Genomic DNA, 15,837 nt, shown 5'->3' with positions numbered 1-15,837 from the left:
GCCATCATTTCCGCCGGCAACCTTCAGGACGCGCGGCGGAAAATCGCGATGATATCCGTCGTTACCGGTCAGTCCATTTGCACATTAGCGTCCTTGACGACCGGTCCCCACTTGGCGATTTCCGCCGCAACGTGGGTTTTCAGCTCATCCGGCGAAGAGGCGACGATCTTGGCGCTGAATTCCGCCATGCGGGCGGCGACCGCCGGATCGGCAAGCGCCTTCTTGGCCGCAGCATTCAACTTGTCGACCACCTCGGCCGGCGTGCCGGCAGGCGCAAACAGAGCATTCCAGGTGTAGGTTTCATAGCCGGGCACCGTCTCGGCGATCGTCGGCAGATCCGGAAACGACGAGGCGCGCTCCTTGGTCGTGACGCCGAGCGCCCGCAACGTGCCGGATTTGATATGACCCGATGACGACGGCAGATTATCGAACATGATTGAAATCTGGTTGCCGAGCAGATCGTTGAGCGCCGGGCCTGCGCCCTTGTAGGGAACATGCTGCATGCTTACACCAGCCATGCTCTTGAACAACTCACCGGAAAGATGCAACGGCGTGCCATTCCCAGATGAAGCGTAGGCGTGCTTGTCGGGTTCGGCCTTCAAGAGGGCAATCAATTCGGCGACGCTATTGACGTTAAGCTTCGGATTGACGACCAGCACATTGGGGACGACCACAAGCAGCGAAACCGGGGTGAAATCTTTTTCCGGGTCGTATGGTTTGGTCTTGAGAATCAGCGGGTTAAGCGCATGGGTGGCCACCGTTCCCATCAGGATCGTATAGCCGTCAGGTTCGGCGCGAGCAACACGGTCGGCACCGAGATTACCGCCAGCACCGGCGACATTTTCGACGACGATCTGCTGGCCGAGTTCATCACCCATCTTCTGCGCGATAACACGCGCGACAACATCGGTAGAGCCGCCCGCTGCAAACGGAACAACCAGCGTAATCGTGCGATCGGGAAAGCCTTGCGCGCTCGCTGCAGCACCCAGCATGCCAAAGGAAACCGCAGCAGCGGCCATTTTTAGGACTGTGCGCCGTTTTGAAGACCGGTAAATCATGAACCCTCCTGTAACATGGCCTCCTCGCCATGGGCGCATAGTAGCTCAAACGCACCTCAGGGCAACCCGCCGGTCCATAGCGCGGATGCAAGGACGACGCCCGTGGGGAGGCGCTCCTGGGTTTTCCCGCTTTTCAGGAAACACGAGCCTGTCCAACCAGCAGCGATGCTCCAATTGACGCGATTTCGCCGAGGTGCATGGTTGCAGAAAGAAAAAGGCCCTCCTGAATGGGGAGGGCCTCGCATGATCAGTATCTGTAATAATCGCGTCGGTAGTCGCGATAGTCTCTTCTCTCACGCCATTCACGACGGGCCTGGCGCTCCCGCCATTCCCGGCGCGCTTCCCACCGGTCACGCCGGTCCCAGCCACGCTCATATCGCGGCGGACCATTTGGGCGGCAATAACCGCGCGGCGAGAGATGGAATCCGCGTCCGCAGGCGTAGTCCACCGTCTGGACGTGGGATGCCGAAAGTGTGGACGGCTGGCCAACAGGCATGGCATTTGCGCCGGTGCCAAACAGGGCGCCGAAAATCAGTCCGGCGGTAAGTATCATCTTGCGCATCTTATTTCCCTCCTTGTGGGATGGCACGATTTAGCGCTCCGCCGGGTGAACTGTGGCTGAATGAATCGCGGTGTTTTCGTGGCATTTTAGCGGCAACTTATATCTGCCAGCCGGAACGGAACCTGTTTCAGGCTCAGACATTTACTGGCTGCAAACCAACAAAAGGGAGAGCACCGATGGATTGGAACCGCGTTGAAGGCAACTGGAAGCAGATGAAGGGCAAGGTCAAGGAGCAGTGGGGCAAACTCACTGATGATGATCTTGATGTCATCAACGGTAAGCGCGAACAACTTGAAGGCAAGATCCAGGAGCGCTACGGCTACGAAAAGGACCGTACCAAGAAAGATATCGATGACTGGTACGGCCGTCAGGGCTGGTAACACCTAACCCCGCTTCGGCGGGGTTTTGTTTGGAGGCTCGTGGGTCAGCTCACAAGTGCCTCTTGTCGTCTTATAGCTGAACCATGTGCCCGGGCGAAACCAGCCGATATTCACGCTTGGGGGGCGTGTGTCCTATCTTACGAATTGGGCTCTTCAGCTCCTCGTTGGAAATTCCTCTTCTCATTCCCCGTCGCGCGGGATCAGGCACTGGCACGGCGGCCATTAGTTTTTTCGTGTAAGGATGCTGCGGATTGTCGAAAACAGCCGCACGTGGGCCAATCTCGACGATCTCGCCCAGATACATCACCGCGACACGATGACTGACGCGCTCCACCACTGCCATATCATGCGAAATGAACAGAAAGGCGAGGTTGAGGCTCTGTTGCAGGTCGAGCAGCAGATTGCACACCTGCGCCTTGATCGAGACATCGAGCGCCGAAACGCTTTCGTCGGCGACGATCACCTTTGGATCAAGGGCGAGCGCACGGGCAATGGCGATGCGCTGGCGCTGGCCGCCCGAAAATTCATGCGGGTAACGAGTGGCCATGTCCGCTGAAAGGCCGACCTTTTCCAGGAGATCGGCGGTCTTTTCCTTCGCCTGCTTGCTGCTGCCCAGCCTGTGCTTGATGAAGGGCTCAGAAATCGCCGTACCGACGGTCATGCGCGGATTGAGCGAGGAGAACGGATCCTGAAAGATCATCTGCACGGATTTGCGCATGTTGCGCAGACCTACGGTATCAAGCCGCATCACATCATAACCGTCGAGTGACACATCGCCGGACGACGGCTCTACGAGGCGCATGATCGAGCGGCCGGTGGTGGATTTGCCGCAGCCGGATTCACCGACAAGCGACAGCGTTTCACCCTGAAAGAGATCGAAGGAGACGTTTTCAACGGCGTGAACCGCACCCGTCTGGCGCGCCAGCAGGCCGGACCGGATGGGGAAACGCGTCACGAGGTTCTTGACCGACAGGACCGGCGTCTGGCCGCTCGCAACGGTTTCGGCCACCTCCTGAGGTTCAGTCGAAAGACCGGTCTTCATGTCGAGCACGGGAAAACGCGTCGGCCATTGCCGGTCACGCATCGAGCCGAGCTTCGGCACCGCTGAAAGCAGCGCCCGTGTATAGGGATGCTTTCCGCGTTTGAATATCTCCTCAGTCGGCCCGGTCTCGACTTCATCACCGCGATACATCACGATCGTCCTATCGGCGATTTCGGCCACGACGCCCATGTCATGCGTGATGAAGAGCACCGACATGCCCTCATCTTCCTGCAGCAGTTTGATCAGGTCGAGGATCTGGCCCTGAATGGTCACGTCGAGCGCCGTCGTCGGCTCGTCGGCGATCAGCAGTTTCGGTCGTGAGGCGAGCGCCATGGCGATCATCACGCGCTGGCGCATGCCGCCTGAAAACTGGTGCGGATATTCGTCGAAACGGCCCGCCGAATTGGGAATTCTGACCTTTTCCAGAAGCCGTACCGTCTCGGCCCGCGCCTCACGTTTCGAAAGCCCCTTGTGGCGAATGAGGACTTCCGAAATCTGGCGGCCGATGGTGAAGATCGGATTGAGCGACGTCATAGGCTCCTGAAAGATCATCGAGATGTCGTTGCCCCGCACCCCGCGCATTTCCTTCTCGGAGAGCGAAAGCAGATCGCGGCCGTTAAGCAGGACCTTCCCTTCTATCCGGCTGGAGGCCGGGGCGAGCAGGCGCATCAGGGAGAGCGAGGTGACAGACTTGCCGGAGCCGGATTCGCCCACAATCGCGACGGTTTCGCCGGGCGCGACATCGAAGGAGACATCACGAACGACACTCTTCCAGGCGCCATCGACAAGGAAGGAGGTGGTGAGGTTGCGGACGGAGAGGACTGGTTTTGTCTCCATGGTCTCACCGCCCCACCGCATAGGCCTGCATCAACCGCGGTGTTGCGGCGGCGCGCAGCAGGCCGTCTGCATCGCGGCGCGCGGCGGTGAGCCGGCCGACCGACCAGGCATCGGCAACCGTAACGCGGTGGCCGCGACGACGAAGCTCGGCGAGCGTTGCCTCACCCACCGTGCCTTCCACCATGATTTCACCCGGCGAACTGGTGCGCGGATAAAACGAGCCCGGAAAATGGGAAGTGTGGAACAGCGGCATGTCTATGGACGCCTGCAGGTTCTTGCCGTGGTGGGCATAACGCAGGAAGAAGGGCAATTGCCACTGGTCCTGCTGGTCGCCACCGGGCGTGCCAAAGACCATGGCGGGACGGCCCTGATGCAACGCAAGCGAGGGTGTCAGCGTCGTGCGCGGCCGTTTGCCGGGTGCGAGCGAGGTCGGCAGGCCTTCCTTCAGCCAGAACATCTGGGCGCGGGAGTTGAGCGCGAAACCAATGCCCGGCACGATGGGCGAGGATTGCAGCCAGCCGCCCGAGGGCGTGGTGGAGACCATGTTGCCCCAGCGGTCAATGACATCGATATGCACGGTGTCACCGCGCTTTTCGGTCAGATGCGACATGGTCGGCTCGTAGACGGTGCCCTTGCCGCTCATCTCGGCCAGCATCGCCATTGTCGCGTCCACCTGCTTTTCGTAACCAGGCACGGTGCCGGGTCGCAGCTCCAGCGACGCCTCACTGCCGATCAGCGCCCGACGCCCCGCATTGTAGCCCTCGGAGAGAAGATATTCCGTCGGTATCTGGCCAAACTCCGGATCGCCGTAATAGACCTCGCGGTCAGCAAAGGCGAGCTTCATGGCTTCGACGATGGTATGGATGAAATCGGGACCGGACGGGTCCATGGCCGCAATGTCGAAGCCCTTCAGAAGCGCCAGCGATTGCAGGAGAACCGGCCCCTGCCCCCAGGCGGGCGTCTTGGCAATCGTCCAGTCGTGATAATCCAGCGTCTGCGGCGCTTCCACGGTGGCGCTCCACCCGGCCATATCCTGCGCCGTCAGCACACCCTTGTGCCTTGTGCCGCTCGCATCCATTACCTCTGCGGTGCTGACGTAACTGTCGATGGCTTCCGCTACGAAACCCCGGTAGAAGGCATCGCGCGCCGCCTCGATCTGGTTTTCGCGGCCGGTGCGCGCTTCGGCTTCGGTAACGATCCGCCGGTAGGTCGCCGCCAGAACCGGATTACGAAAATTGGTCTGAGGCTCCGGCGCGGCACCGCCCGGCAGCCACGTTTCATAGGATGTGGGCCATTCCTTTTCGAAGAAATGGGCCAGCCCCTTGATGGTGGCAGAGACTCGCGGCAGCGTTGGATGCCCGTGCTCGGCGTAATAGATGGCGGGTTCCAGCACGTCGCGCACGCTCATCGTACCGTAGTCGCGCAACATCAGCATCCATCCATCGAAGGCGCCGGGGATGACTGTGGCGAGCAGGCCATCGCCCGGGATGAGTTTCAGGCCTTGCGAGGTGTAATGGTCAATCGTTGCGCCACTCGGGGCCGGGCCCTGTGCGCAGATGACTTCGACCTTGTCCTTCTGCTTCGAATAAAATACGGCCGGCATATCCCCGCCGGGGCCGCAGAGATGCGGCTCGACGATCTGCAGGACGAAACCGGTGGCGACGGCGGCGTCGAAGGCATTGCCACCCTTCTCGAGGATCGCCATGCCGACCGCCGAGGCGATCCAGTGGGTTGAGGTGACGACGCCGAAGTTGCCAAGGATTTCAGGGCGTGTGGTGAAATCAGTCATTCCGATATTCCTTGTAAAAAATCATGCTTCCCGCGGATCGAGCGCATCGCGCAGACCATCGCCCAGAAGATTGAAACCGATAACGACGAGGAAGATGGCAAGGCCGGGCCACATCGTCATCCACGGCGCCTGGCTCAAGAAGTTCTTGGCGGTGTTCAGCATGGAACCCCAGGAAGGCGCCGGCGCCTGCTGGCCAAGTCCGAGGAAGGAAAGGCTCGCCTCCGCGATGATGGCGGTCGCCACCGTCAGCGTCGCCTGCACGATGATGGGGGCAAAGACATTCGGCAGGATGTAACGGGTCATGATGTCGATGTGGTTGAGGCCGATAGACCTTGCACCCTCGACATAATCCTCCATCTTGACGGCCAGCACCTGCCCGCGCGTCAACCGCACGAAGATCGGCATGGCGGAAAGGCCGATCGCGATCATCGCATTGGTGAGGCTCGGGCCGAGAAAGGCCGCAAGAGCAATTGCCATGATGAGGAATGGCATGGCCAGCAGCGCTTCGGTGATGCGGGAGATGACCATATCCACCCAGCCGCCGAAATAACCGGAGATAAGCCCGAAGGGGACGCCGATCACCACGGCGATCATGACGGAGACGACGCCGGCCATCAGCGAAGCGCGGGCGCCATAGATCATGCGCGAGAGAATATCGCGGCCGAGATCATCCGTGCCGAGCCAGTGGGCGGCTGACGGCGCCTTGCGGATGGCCGACCAACTGGTCGCAACCGGGTCGGCAATCGGCAATATCGGCGCGGCAATCGCCAGCACGGCGAAAAACACGACGATGATCAAGCCAGCGAGCGCCGACTTGTTGCGCTTCATTTTTTTCCAGGCGCGGCTTTCCTGCCGCGTCGCCGGTATCGAAAGGTTTCGATCCAGAACGGTCATGATATCAGGGCCTTAGATTGTCGCCCTGAGGCGCGGGTTGAGCAGGACATAGGCAATGTCGGCCAGGAGGTTCATGAGGATGAAACCGACGGCGGTGCAGAGCACGATCCCCTGCACGACGGCATAATCACGGGTGAAGACCGCATCCACGGTCATCTTGCCGAAACCGGGAATGGTGAAAATCTGCTCCGTCAGAACCGCGCCTGCCAGCAACTCACCAAAGAGCAGCGCCAAGAGCGTGATGACCGGCAGAAGCGCGTTGCGGAAACTATGTGACAGGATGATCTCGCGCGGCGAGAGCCCCTTGGCCCGGGCGGTGCGGATGTAATCGGAGCTGAGCACCGCCACCATCGCCGAACGTGTATGGCGCATCAGCGTCGCCGCCAGTGCATTGCCCAGCACGAAGGCCGGCATAATCATCGTTTCGATGGAGCGGACAGGGTCTACGAAGATCGATTCATAGCCCGATGCCGGCAGCCAGCCCAATTTCACCGACACCAGTAAAATGAGCATGATACCGAGCCAGAAATTCGGAATGGACAGGCCGGAAAGCGCCACGATATTGGCCGTGTAGTCAATCCACGTATTCTTCTTGACGGCGGCCAGAATGCCGATGGGAATGCCGATCACCATGGCAAAGAACATCGCCATGACAGCCAGCTGAATGGTCACCGGCAGCTTCTGGCCGATCAGTTCCAGAACCGGCTGGTTCGTGCGTAGAGAAATGCCAAAATCGCCGGTTACCACGCCGCGCAGCCAGTTGACGTATTGGAGTGGAACCGGGTCATTAAGACGGTATTTCTCGCGCAGAAACTCGATTGTCGCGGGATCGCGCTCCTCGCCAGCCATCGCCAGGATGGGATCGCCCGGCAGAAGTTTCTGCAGCGAGAAAACGAAGATGGAAATGATCAGAAGCGTCGGGATCGCGACCAGCAGTCGCTTGCCGATATAAACAGGCATGGCATTGCCCCCGTTTTGGTCCGGTCCTGGCGGCCGCACGGCAAGCCGTGCGGCCTTTGCGAAGTGGTCAGTCCTTGGAAACGCCGAGAAGGCGGATCATGCCGTCAGGCGACGGCGCCCAGCCCTTGACCTTTTTGGAGATGGCATAGGCATAGGGCTGGTGGCCGAGATAGATGATCGGCATGTCATCGTTGAGGATGACGCTTGCAGCATCGTATTTTTCCTTGCGGACCGCGTCGTCGGTCGAAGCGCGGGCCTCGTTCAGCAGCTTGTCCACTTCGGGATTGCAATATTTCACATCGTTGATGCCGCCCTTGCAGGTGACGAACTGATGGAGATTGCCATCGGGATCGATGCGTCCCGACCAGTCGGAGCGGCTGAGCTGATAATTGCCGGCGGTCTGTTCGGACAGAAGCGTCGCAAATTCCGTGGCCTTGAGGGTGACGTTGAAGCCGGCCTCCGCCACCATGGACTGGATGACCTGCATCATCTGCGTCTGCGTGGTGTTGTTGGCGTGCTGAAGCTCGACGTCAAGCGTCTCGTAACCCGCCTCCTTCATCAACTGCTTGGCCCTGTCAATATCACGCGGCGGCACCGGCAGGTTCTGGTTGAACCATGGGCTTGTGGGCGGATAAGCCTGATTACCGGCCTTGGAGGTGCCTTCAAAAACGATCTGGCCGATGGCTTCGCGGTCGATCGCGTAGGAGAAAGCCTGACGCAGGCGCTTGTCCTTGCCGAGCGGATTATCCGCCCGCGCGCCATTGTTGATGTTGACATACATGGCCATGTATCCGGGACCAATCACATCGGCATAGGTCAGCTTGGAGTCATTCTTGACGGATTCCGCATCGGAAGCCGAAATGCGCTCGGCGATATCGAGATCGCCGGCACGAAGGTTCGCAAGCTTCACCGTGGTATCTGGGATCGGCAGGTAGACGACCCTGTCGACGAGGATTTTGTCCTTGTCCCAATAGTCAGCAAATTTTTCGAGGACGATGCGATCCTGCTGGATGCGCTCGACGAATTTGAATGGTCCGGCGCAGACCGGCTTCGAACCGAAATTGGCACCCAGTTCCTTGGCCGCTTTCGGTGCGACGATCATACCGGCGCGGTCGGAAAGCTGCGCCAGCAGGGTCACGTCAGGCGTCTTCAGCGTGAATTTGACCTCGAGCGGTCCCGTCGCCTCAACCTTCTCGACAGACGACAGCTCGCTCTTGCGGCGCGATTCCGGCAGCGTCATGTTGCGCTCGATGGTGGCGACGACGGCGGCCGCGTCGAGCGTTTCGCCATCGTGGAACTTGACGCCATCGCGGATTTTCATGGTCAGCACCTTGCCGCCTTCGGACCACGCCCATTCCGTAGCCAGCTGCGGCACGATCTTCATATCCTGCGAGATATCCACCAGCTTGTCGCACATGGCGGTGTAAACGATGCGGCCGACAAAGGTGCGCGATTGCGCGGGGTCGAGCACATCGGCATCGTCATTGAGGCCGATGCGCAATTCGGACGATAGCGCCGGCGAGGCCAGAAATACGCTTGCCAACAGCGCCGCGGTCAATGTCTGGATTTTCTTCATGTTCGTTCCTCTGGTCAGGTTATTTTGACTTTTTGTCATTGGCCGCCCGTAAGGGACGACAGTTTTCATCCGTGGTCTCAAGAGGCCTCGGTCAGCGAAATATCGCGTTTGGCCGCATTGCCCTCCCCGGCACCTTCCTCGAGAAAGCCGAGAGACGTGGCGCGGATCAGCCTTTCCTGATGCATGAGAAGATGCTGACGCATGGCTTCACCGGCTCTGGCGGGATCACGGTCGGCGATGGCATCGACAATGGCCATATGCTGTTCGAAAGACGCCCTGCCATTTGCGCCGCTGCGCCGGGCAAGCTCCCGTATCGACTGCCAGGCATCGTCCTGACGGACGCGGTTGATGACATCGAAAATCGACAGAAACAGCTTGTTGCCAGCGCTCTGGGCAATCTGGCGATGGAGCGACCCGTCCCACAGCTCCTTTGCATCCGCATCCGTGCTCTGCCCCGTTTTCTCCACCAGCGCACGCATGCGTTCAATTTCGGCGGGCTTGGCTCGCATCGCTGCGAGTTGGGCAAGCTGCGGCTCAATGCGCAAACGGACCTCCATGATCTCCATGAAATCCGTTCCCGCGACGAGTTCGGTTACCTGGGCGGACCAATCGTCCGGCTTTTCGCCGACGAAAGTCCCCGCACCCTGACGCCGCCAAATCAGACCCTCAGCCTCCAGAACTTCCAGAGCCCGGCGAACGGCACGGCGGCCGACATCGAAACTTTCGGCAAAAGCCCGTTCCGTCGGTAGTCGCCCATCCTTTGCAAAGTCATTCGACTGAATGTAGTCGCGGAGACGGGCGAGTGCATAGTTGGAATTATCGTTCGGACCGATTGTCAAAAGCGCACCATTTAAGCGAACCAATTAGATAATGGTTCAAGATGAAGACAGATCGCGCCGAAGGTCAAGCCAATTTTTAAGCCGTAATTTTTGCTGCTCAAAAGGTGGGCAGGAAAGTCGCAAAACGGGCGGATTGGGAGCACGAGGGTGTCTTTAGCCCTCTCCCTGCTTCTGCGACGCTACATGACGATAGGACTGCAACGCTTGTCGAAAGCATGCATTATAGTCCCGCAGCAAATCAGAAGGCGGGGCAACATGGACGACAACATCGACATTCCGAAAATCAACCGGGTCGTCCTGCAAAACCTGATCGCCGGTTTGAGCGACGGGTTGATATTGCTCGAGAATGATGGCTCGATTGCGTGGGCCAACAGGGCGGCGCTCGACATGCATCGGATAGAGGCCATGTCCGACCTTGGCATCGACACGAAGGAGTACCGGCGAAACTTCACCTTGCGGTATCGCAACAATCACCTCCTCGATGATGGGCAATATCCGCTTGAACGCCTGCTCTCCGGCGAGACCTTTGAGGATGTCACGGTCGAGATATCGCCAAGCGATGATGATACCGAGTGCTGGGTGCATACGGTGCGCGGGCTTATCCTGGAAGATGCAGGTGCCAAGCCGGATGTCTTGGTCCTCATCATCCGTGACGAAACGCCCCGTTTTGAAGCGGAGGCCCGGTTCGAAAGCGCCTTTAACGCCAACCCCGCGCCTGGGCTCATATGCCGGCTGGATGACGAACGATTTATTCGCGTAAACCAGGGCTTCCTGGAAATGACGGGATTTGCCCGCGAGGACATCATCGGCATCAGCGTCGAGGAGCTTGGGCTTTTTTCCAACTGCGAGACCGGCGAGGACGCGTTGAAGCGCCTGCATGAGGGCCGCATCATCCGGCAACGCGAGGCGCTTATTCCTATTCCAGGTGGTGACAGGCTGGTCATCGTCGCCGGAGAAACCATCGCCGTTGCGGAGGAGCCATGCATGCTTTTTACCTTCGCCGATCTCGATGGCCGACGAAAAGCCCAGAATGCCCTTCGCCAGAGCGAGGAGCGTTTCTTCAAATCCTTCCGCCTGTCACCAGCCCCCGCAGCAATTTCGCGGCTTGACGATTTCGTCCTTACCGAGGTCAACGACGCGTTTTTGACGCTTTGCGGACGAAAGGAAGCCGAAGTCGTCGGCAAAACTGCCAGCGAACTGAAACTGTGGGACGATGTGACAGCCCGCCGCGATGTCGAAAAGCGCCTCAAGGATAATATTCCGATCCGAGATGAAGCCATGCGCATGAATCTTGCCGATGGCGGCACGGCCGAATGTATCGTTTCTGCTGAACGTGCAGAGATCAATGACCAGCTCTGCGTCATCTGGGCCATACAGGACGTCACCGAACGACGCCGGTCTGAGAACGAACTTATCGAGGCGATCGAAAGTGTGATGGCTGACACGTCCTGGTTCAGCCGGACGGTCGTGGAGAGGCTGGCGGGGCTGAGACAGAGCTCGCGTGGCGCGTCATCGTCCGTTTCTCTGAAGGATCTCACCGAACGCGAAGAACAGATCTTGGCGCTGATATGCGACGGCTGCAGCGACAAGGAAATGAGCGACCGGCTACATCTTTCGAAACACACCATTCGGAATCATATTGCATCGCTTTACGGCAAGATCGGCGTGAATCGCCGCACCGCCGCCGCCATCTGGGCGCGCGAACGTGGTTTTAGCGGCCGTAAGGAAAAATAGCATTCTCGACCTTCAAAAAAGGTCAATTTGTACCAGTTCAACTAGTAGCTAATGCTCTCCAAGGGGCATTTCCCACAGCCTATCTTTCCATCATGCCGTTACCAACAGCGGCACCCTCTAAAGATGGAAGGAATTCGTCATGGACAATAACCGTATCGAAGGCATCGCCCGTCAGGCAAAGGGCACGATCAAGGAAGCCGCCGGCAAGATCACCGGCAACGACCGACTTGAGGCGGAAGGGAAGGCCGACAAGCTGGCAGGCCAGGCCCAGGAAAAGATTGGCCAGACGAAGGACAGCGTCAAGAAAGCATTCAAGTGAACTTTTAATGTTCAAGGCAGGAGGTTTCACCATGATGCTTGCGTGTGAGGCAAATCCGGCGGCAAGCTGCCACCCCCAGGACATCAGCCTGTGCGCCGCCTTACAAGCTGTCATTGCTTACGCAGAGGGTCAGGAAAGCAGTTCGATCTCTGTAACTTCGGTCGAAGGGCGCATTGTGCTCTCGGGTGAGGTGGAAACACTCTCTGCCTTCGAACGTGCGGTCATCATCGCAGAATGTTTCGCGTCTCGGCCGATCATCGCCGATCTGGCGATACGCCAGCGACCTCAGACCTATGTGGATGCATCTTCCCCGCGCATCCGCCTCGTGAATAATAACAGGAGTGACAGACAATGAAGAAACTCGTTCTCGCAACCGCTATCGCAACGCTCGCCGTTGCTCCCCTCGCCTCCGCTGAAACCAAGCATGGCGGCAAACGGGCGACAGAGACCGCGCAGAAGGAACGTGTTGGGACCTTGTCCTGTGAAATTGCCGGTGGTGTCGGGCTGGTCGTCGGCTCGAGCAAGGCAGTGGACTGCCAGTTCCGCCAGCGCTCCGGCAAAACCGAACGTTACACGGGCAAGATCGGCAAACTCGGTCTCGATATCGGGGTGACCGGCAAAACCTATATGAGCTGGATCGTTCTTAACACGGCGGCAAGCCGCGTCGGTGAAGGAGCACTCAGCGGCGACTACGTCGGCGCTTCAGCCGGTGCCTCGGTCGGTGTCGGTGTCGGCGCCAACGCATTGGTGGGAGGCAACGCCAAGAACTTCGCCCTGCAGCCTATCAGTGCTGAAGTTGGGACTGGCGTAAACGTTGCGGCCGGTGTCTCGCATCTTCAATTGAAGCGCGCGGGTTAAGGAGCAGCTTCCACCAAATCGAAATCCCGAATTTCATCAGGCGCGCCGCTTCCCGCGGCGCGCTTCTTCATATTTTCAGGCGATAAGCGGAAGTGTCTGAAGACATTTATCTGCAGCACAAGCGCACTTGAGAAATGCAATTGCCTCAGGGATTTGGCGGCGGAGGCAGCGCATCATTCATGGGACCGTGGTCAAGCTCGGCACCAGGGCCGTGCCTCGGCTCATGTTTTGGCCCATGGCGAGGCGGACCGCCTGCGGGTCCAAGCGCTTCAACGCTGCCATCCTGACGGACGATATAGCTGGCATGAAGGACACCGTCATCGAAACGGCCCTGTACGCTGACGGCCTCCTCAGCCTTCGCTATCTTTCCGCCTTCGCCTTCCGGTCCGGTTTCTACCAGTGCGCGGCCGCTGTCATCCTGCAGAATGAACTTGTTGCCGTAGATTTCCGCAACCTTGCCCTTGAGGGTGACAAGGTTGCCTTCCTTGACGGTCGAAATCGCAACGGGCGTCATAGGGGCCATTTCAGGCGTCGGTCTCGTCAGCTTGACCGCGCCGGCGCCCGCTGCGGCGCCAACCGCGAGAATTGCAACCGCTGCGAAGGTGAGCGCCGCTGTCTTGGGACGGTGTTTCCCGTGGGGAGGGACCGGACCAGCCTTTGGAGCAGTGGCAGCGTCAATTGGGTTATTGTCATCGGAATGGGACATTGTGATCTCCTGTTTGCATTGACGAGACCCTTTTACCCTGATGACCCCACCACCAGCCTGAACCTTGTGGTTCAGCTTGAGTTAAGCCGTCGTGGCCTAGAAAACCTCATCTCTAAAGCGGATTCCAGAACCATGCGGATACTCCTTGTCGAAGACGATGCCGACCTTTCGAAACGGATTGCCGCCAGCCTGCGCGCGGAAAATTTCGTTGTCGACATCGCGCAGAACGGCGAGGACGCCCAACACGCGGGCTTAACGGAGCTTTACGACGCTGCCGTTCTCGATCTCGGCCTGCCCAAGGTCGATGGCGTTTCGGTTTTGAAATCGTGGCGCGCTGAGCAACGCAATCTGCCGGTGCTGGTGCTGACCGCCCGTGACGGCTGGCCGGACAAGGTGGCGAGCTTCAAGGCGGGCGCCGATGATTTTCTGACCAAACCCTTCAAGGTCGAAGAGCTTGTCTTGAGATTGCGCGCACTGGTGCGACGAGCAACCGGTCATGCCGCTTCCACCATCACCTGTGGGTCGCTCACTTTTGACGCGCAGCTTGGCACCTTCGAGCAGGACGGGCTGCCGTTGAAACTGACCGCGCTGGAATGGCGGGTCCTTTCGTGCCTCATCCTTCGCAAGGAGATCATCGTGGATCGACGCGAACTGACAGAACGGGTGTATGACGGCGATGCGGAGGTCGATTCCAACTCGATCGAGGTGATCATCGCGCGCTTGCGGCGCAAGATCGGCGCGGACTGCATCGAAACCGTGCGCGGTCGCGGTTACATGCTGAAAGCGCAACCATGACACGCCTTCCTTCCGGTGCCAGGTCTTCAATATCGCGTCGCCTGACGATGTTTTCCGTGGTCTTCGTCACCGCAAGCGTGATTATCGCCTCCGCTATCCTCTATCTCATCGTTGCGGGTGTCGTGCGCGAACAGATCGATCAACGCCTTGATACTCAGATCGAGGGGGTGCGAAGCGCGCTCTTTGTTGATGGCGCAGGCAAGCTGACGCTGAATGCCGCCCTGGATGCGCCACCTTTCGACAGGCGTGGGTCCGGCTGGTACTGGCAGGTGCGCGCCAAGGATACCATCATCGGCTCGCGTTCCCTTGCGGGCCGGACGCTCGACAATCCCCCATCACCGATGGACTGGGGCAAGATGCTGGGCCATGGCCCACGCCCGGGAACCGACGCCAGTCTTCAGGGACAGGACCTCTATCTTCGGTCTATCCAGACCATCGTCGGCGGGACACTTGTCGACATTACCGCGACCGCACCACGCGTCGCACTCGACACCCCGGCCCGACGTGCGCTGTTATGGCTCGTTCCAGCCATGACGCTGCTTGGCGCCAGTCTGGTCGCCGGCATCTTTATTCAGGTCAGATACGGCCTGAGGCCACTTCGCCAATTGACGGATGACATCGCGGCTATTTCGGCGGGTTCCCGAGACCATCTCCCGGACGTGGAGGTTGATGAACTTCGTCCCGCGACACGCGAAATAAACAGGCTCGTGGAACAGAACAAGGATAGGCTGACCGAGACCCGTCTGCATTTCGCCAATCTTGCCCACGGCCTCAAGACCCCGGTCACCAGCCTCTATCTCGCGTTGAACCAGACGAATGATCCTGATGGCACAATGCGCGGCCTGCTGGACAAGATCGATCAAAGGATCCGTCACCATCTTGCACGGGCCCGCAAAACAGCCGCAGGCGGCGTCGTTGCTTCCACCGAGCTTTTGCCGAGGATCAACGACATCGTTGAGATCATGACGCATATTCATGCGGACCGTGGCGTCGTCGCGCGTGTCGATGTGGAAGATGCCCTGCGCGTGGCCGTGTTGCCAGAAGATCTCGATGAGATCATTGGCAACATCGTCGACAATGCCTTTAAATGGGCAAAAAACCGGGTGGAGATTTCTGCACGGAAAACCGGCCGCACCGTGGACCTTACGATTTCTGACGATGGACCCGGCATCCATGACGATCTGGTTGCAGAAGCCTTTCAGCCGGGAAAACGGATGGATGAGACCGTTCCGGGAGATGGGTTCGGCCTCACCATCGTCAAGGAACTTGTTGAACTCCACGGCGGACAAATAAACCTCGAGGGAAGCGCCGATCGTGGACTTTCCTGTGTGGTGACACTACCGACCGCTCTTTGATGGCAGCAACACCGACGCTTGTTGACCCCGACTTCACCAGAGGTTAGACAGTGGCGTCACAAGAAGGAGACTTATGCGCAGAGGTTGGAATTCTGGCCGTCACTTTGGCGGGTTCAGCCGGCCCTAGAAGGCC

16 protein-coding genes are annotated in these 15,837 nt (G+C 59.1%); 7 read left to right on the top strand and 9 right to left on the bottom strand.

Features of this window, described 5'->3' with window-relative positions:
* Positions 1–68: 68 nt before the first annotated feature.
* Positions 69–1,058 (bottom strand): tripartite tricarboxylate transporter substrate binding protein, encoded by a 990-nt coding sequence (locus tag FS804_RS20260; RefSeq protein WP_144578676.1) that lies wholly within the window; start codon positions 1,056–1,058, stop codon positions 69–71.
* Positions 1,059–1,305: 247 nt separating this feature from the next.
* Positions 1,306–1,620: a GCG_CRPN prefix-to-repeats domain-containing protein gene (locus tag FS804_RS20255; RefSeq protein ID WP_144578675.1), complete on the bottom strand. Its 315-nt coding sequence runs from the start codon at positions 1,618–1,620 to the stop codon at positions 1,306–1,308.
* Positions 1,621–1,796: 176 nt separating this feature from the next.
* On the opposite strand from FS804_RS20255, the gene FS804_RS20250 reads away from it, so the two are divergent.
* Complete coding sequence (locus FS804_RS20250) at positions 1,797–2,000, top strand: CsbD family protein (RefSeq protein WP_010974103.1); 204 nt, start codon at positions 1,797–1,799, stop codon at positions 1,998–2,000.
* Between the two features lie 70 nt (positions 2,001–2,070).
* Here the strand turns inward: FS804_RS20250 and FS804_RS20245 are convergent, their stop codons facing one another.
* The 6 genes from FS804_RS20245 to FS804_RS20220 all read right to left on the bottom strand — a co-directional run bounded on the left by FS804_RS20245 (position 2,071) and on the right by FS804_RS20220 (position 9,937).
* Positions 2,071–3,879, bottom strand: a complete 1,809-nt coding sequence (locus FS804_RS20245) for an ABC transporter ATP-binding protein (RefSeq protein ID WP_144578674.1) — start codon at positions 3,877–3,879, stop codon at positions 2,071–2,073.
* Between the two features lie 4 nt (positions 3,880–3,883).
* Positions 3,884–5,668 (bottom strand): gamma-glutamyltransferase family protein, encoded by a 1,785-nt coding sequence (locus tag FS804_RS20240; protein WP_144578673.1) that lies wholly within the window; start codon positions 5,666–5,668, stop codon positions 3,884–3,886.
* A 21-nt stretch (positions 5,669–5,689) separates the two neighbouring features.
* A complete protein-coding gene (locus tag FS804_RS20235) occupies positions 5,690–6,562 on the bottom strand; it encodes an ABC transporter permease (protein ID WP_186376930.1) in 873 nt (290 codons plus the stop codon).
* 12 nt (positions 6,563–6,574) lie between these two features.
* Positions 6,575–7,522 (bottom strand): ABC transporter permease, encoded by a 948-nt coding sequence (locus tag FS804_RS20230; protein ID WP_144578672.1) that lies wholly within the window; start codon positions 7,520–7,522, stop codon positions 6,575–6,577.
* A gap of 67 nt (positions 7,523–7,589) precedes the next feature.
* Positions 7,590–9,098 (bottom strand): ABC transporter substrate-binding protein, encoded by a 1,509-nt coding sequence (locus tag FS804_RS20225; protein WP_144578671.1) that lies wholly within the window; start codon positions 9,096–9,098, stop codon positions 7,590–7,592.
* 77 nt (positions 9,099–9,175) lie between these two features.
* Positions 9,176–9,937 (bottom strand): FadR/GntR family transcriptional regulator, encoded by a 762-nt coding sequence (locus tag FS804_RS20220; protein WP_246665912.1) that lies wholly within the window; start codon positions 9,935–9,937, stop codon positions 9,176–9,178.
* 255 nt (positions 9,938–10,192) lie between these two features.
* Between FS804_RS20220 and FS804_RS20215 the strand changes: the two genes are divergently transcribed.
* The 4 genes from FS804_RS20215 to FS804_RS20200 all read left to right on the top strand — a co-directional run bounded on the left by FS804_RS20215 (position 10,193) and on the right by FS804_RS20200 (position 12,848).
* A complete protein-coding gene (locus tag FS804_RS20215) occupies positions 10,193–11,671 on the top strand; it encodes a helix-turn-helix transcriptional regulator (RefSeq protein ID WP_144578669.1) in 1,479 nt (492 codons plus the stop codon).
* A 139-nt stretch (positions 11,672–11,810) separates the two neighbouring features.
* Positions 11,811–11,990 carry a CsbD family protein gene (locus FS804_RS20210; RefSeq protein WP_144578668.1) on the top strand — a complete coding sequence of 60 codons (180 nt, stop codon included), beginning with the start codon at positions 11,811–11,813 and terminating at the stop codon, positions 11,988–11,990.
* A gap of 7 nt (positions 11,991–11,997) precedes the next feature.
* Positions 11,998–12,345: a BON domain-containing protein gene (locus tag FS804_RS20205; protein ID WP_144578667.1), complete on the top strand. Its 348-nt coding sequence runs from the start codon at positions 11,998–12,000 to the stop codon at positions 12,343–12,345.
* On the top strand, positions 12,342–12,848 hold the full coding sequence (locus FS804_RS20200; RefSeq protein ID WP_144578666.1) for a DUF992 domain-containing protein: 507 nt from the start codon (positions 12,342–12,344) through the stop codon (positions 12,846–12,848). The genes FS804_RS20205 and FS804_RS20200 overlap by 4 nt, the downstream gene beginning before the upstream one ends.
* Before the next feature lie 145 nt (positions 12,849–12,993).
* On the opposite strand, the gene FS804_RS20195 is transcribed toward FS804_RS20200, so the two are convergent.
* Positions 12,994–13,554, bottom strand: a complete 561-nt coding sequence (locus tag FS804_RS20195) for a hypothetical protein (protein ID WP_144578665.1) — start codon at positions 13,552–13,554, stop codon at positions 12,994–12,996.
* Positions 13,555–13,686: 132 nt separating this feature from the next.
* On the opposite strand from FS804_RS20195, the gene FS804_RS20190 reads away from it, so the two are divergent.
* Both FS804_RS20190 and FS804_RS20185 read left to right on the top strand, forming a co-directional pair.
* On the top strand, positions 13,687–14,349 hold the full coding sequence (locus tag FS804_RS20190) for a response regulator transcription factor (protein ID WP_144578664.1): 663 nt from the start codon (positions 13,687–13,689) through the stop codon (positions 14,347–14,349).
* Positions 14,346–15,704, top strand: coding sequence for a HAMP domain-containing sensor histidine kinase (locus tag FS804_RS20185; RefSeq protein WP_144578663.1), 1,359 nt, complete (start codon positions 14,346–14,348; stop codon positions 15,702–15,704). Before FS804_RS20190 ends, FS804_RS20185 begins: the two co-directional genes overlap by 4 nt.
* The last annotated feature ends 133 nt before the right edge of the window (positions 15,705–15,837 follow it).

Source organism: Agrobacterium sp. DE0009 (assembly GCF_007680755.1).
Classification (GTDB): Bacteria; Pseudomonadota; Alphaproteobacteria; order Rhizobiales; family Rhizobiaceae; genus Agrobacterium; species Agrobacterium tumefaciens_B.
Note: the sequence above shows the minus strand (reverse complement) of the source record. Positions and strands in the feature narration are given on the sequence as shown.

Bases quoted from the DNA above. Each gene is read 5' to 3' on its own strand.
- FS804_RS20195 (WP_144578665.1), bottom strand. From the start codon at position 13,554: ATGTCCCATTCCGATGACAATAACCCAATTGACGCTGCCACTGCTCCA.
- FS804_RS20210 (WP_144578668.1), top strand. From the start codon at position 11,811: ATGGACAATAACCGTATCGAAGGCATCGCCCGTCAGGCAAAGGGCACG.
- FS804_RS20260 (WP_144578676.1), bottom strand. From the start codon at position 1,058: ATGATTTACCGGTCTTCAAAACGGCGCACAGTCCTAAAAATGGCCGCT.
- FS804_RS20205 (WP_144578667.1), top strand. From the start codon at position 11,998: ATGTTCAAGGCAGGAGGTTTCACCATGATGCTTGCGTGTGAGGCAAAT.
- FS804_RS20235 (WP_186376930.1), bottom strand. From the start codon at position 6,562: ATGACCGTTCTGGATCGAAACCTTTCGATACCGGCGACGCGGCAGGAA.
- FS804_RS20190 (WP_144578664.1), top strand. From the start codon at position 13,687: ATGCGGATACTCCTTGTCGAAGACGATGCCGACCTTTCGAAACGGATT.
- FS804_RS20225 (WP_144578671.1), bottom strand. From the start codon at position 9,098: ATGAAGAAAATCCAGACATTGACCGCGGCGCTGTTGGCAAGCGTATTT.
- FS804_RS20230 (WP_144578672.1), bottom strand. From the start codon at position 7,522: ATGCCTGTTTATATCGGCAAGCGACTGCTGGTCGCGATCCCGACGCTT.
- FS804_RS20215 (WP_144578669.1), top strand. From the start codon at position 10,193: ATGGACGACAACATCGACATTCCGAAAATCAACCGGGTCGTCCTGCAA.
- FS804_RS20240 (WP_144578673.1), bottom strand. From the start codon at position 5,668: ATGACTGATTTCACCACACGCCCTGAAATCCTTGGCAACTTCGGCGTC.
- FS804_RS20185 (WP_144578663.1), top strand. From the start codon at position 14,346: ATGACACGCCTTCCTTCCGGTGCCAGGTCTTCAATATCGCGTCGCCTG.
- FS804_RS20245 (WP_144578674.1), bottom strand. From the start codon at position 3,879: ATGGAGACAAAACCAGTCCTCTCCGTCCGCAACCTCACCACCTCCTTC.
- FS804_RS20250 (WP_010974103.1), top strand. From the start codon at position 1,797: ATGGATTGGAACCGCGTTGAAGGCAACTGGAAGCAGATGAAGGGCAAG.
- FS804_RS20255 (WP_144578675.1), bottom strand. From the start codon at position 1,620: ATGCGCAAGATGATACTTACCGCCGGACTGATTTTCGGCGCCCTGTTT.
- FS804_RS20200 (WP_144578666.1), top strand. From the start codon at position 12,342: ATGAAGAAACTCGTTCTCGCAACCGCTATCGCAACGCTCGCCGTTGCT.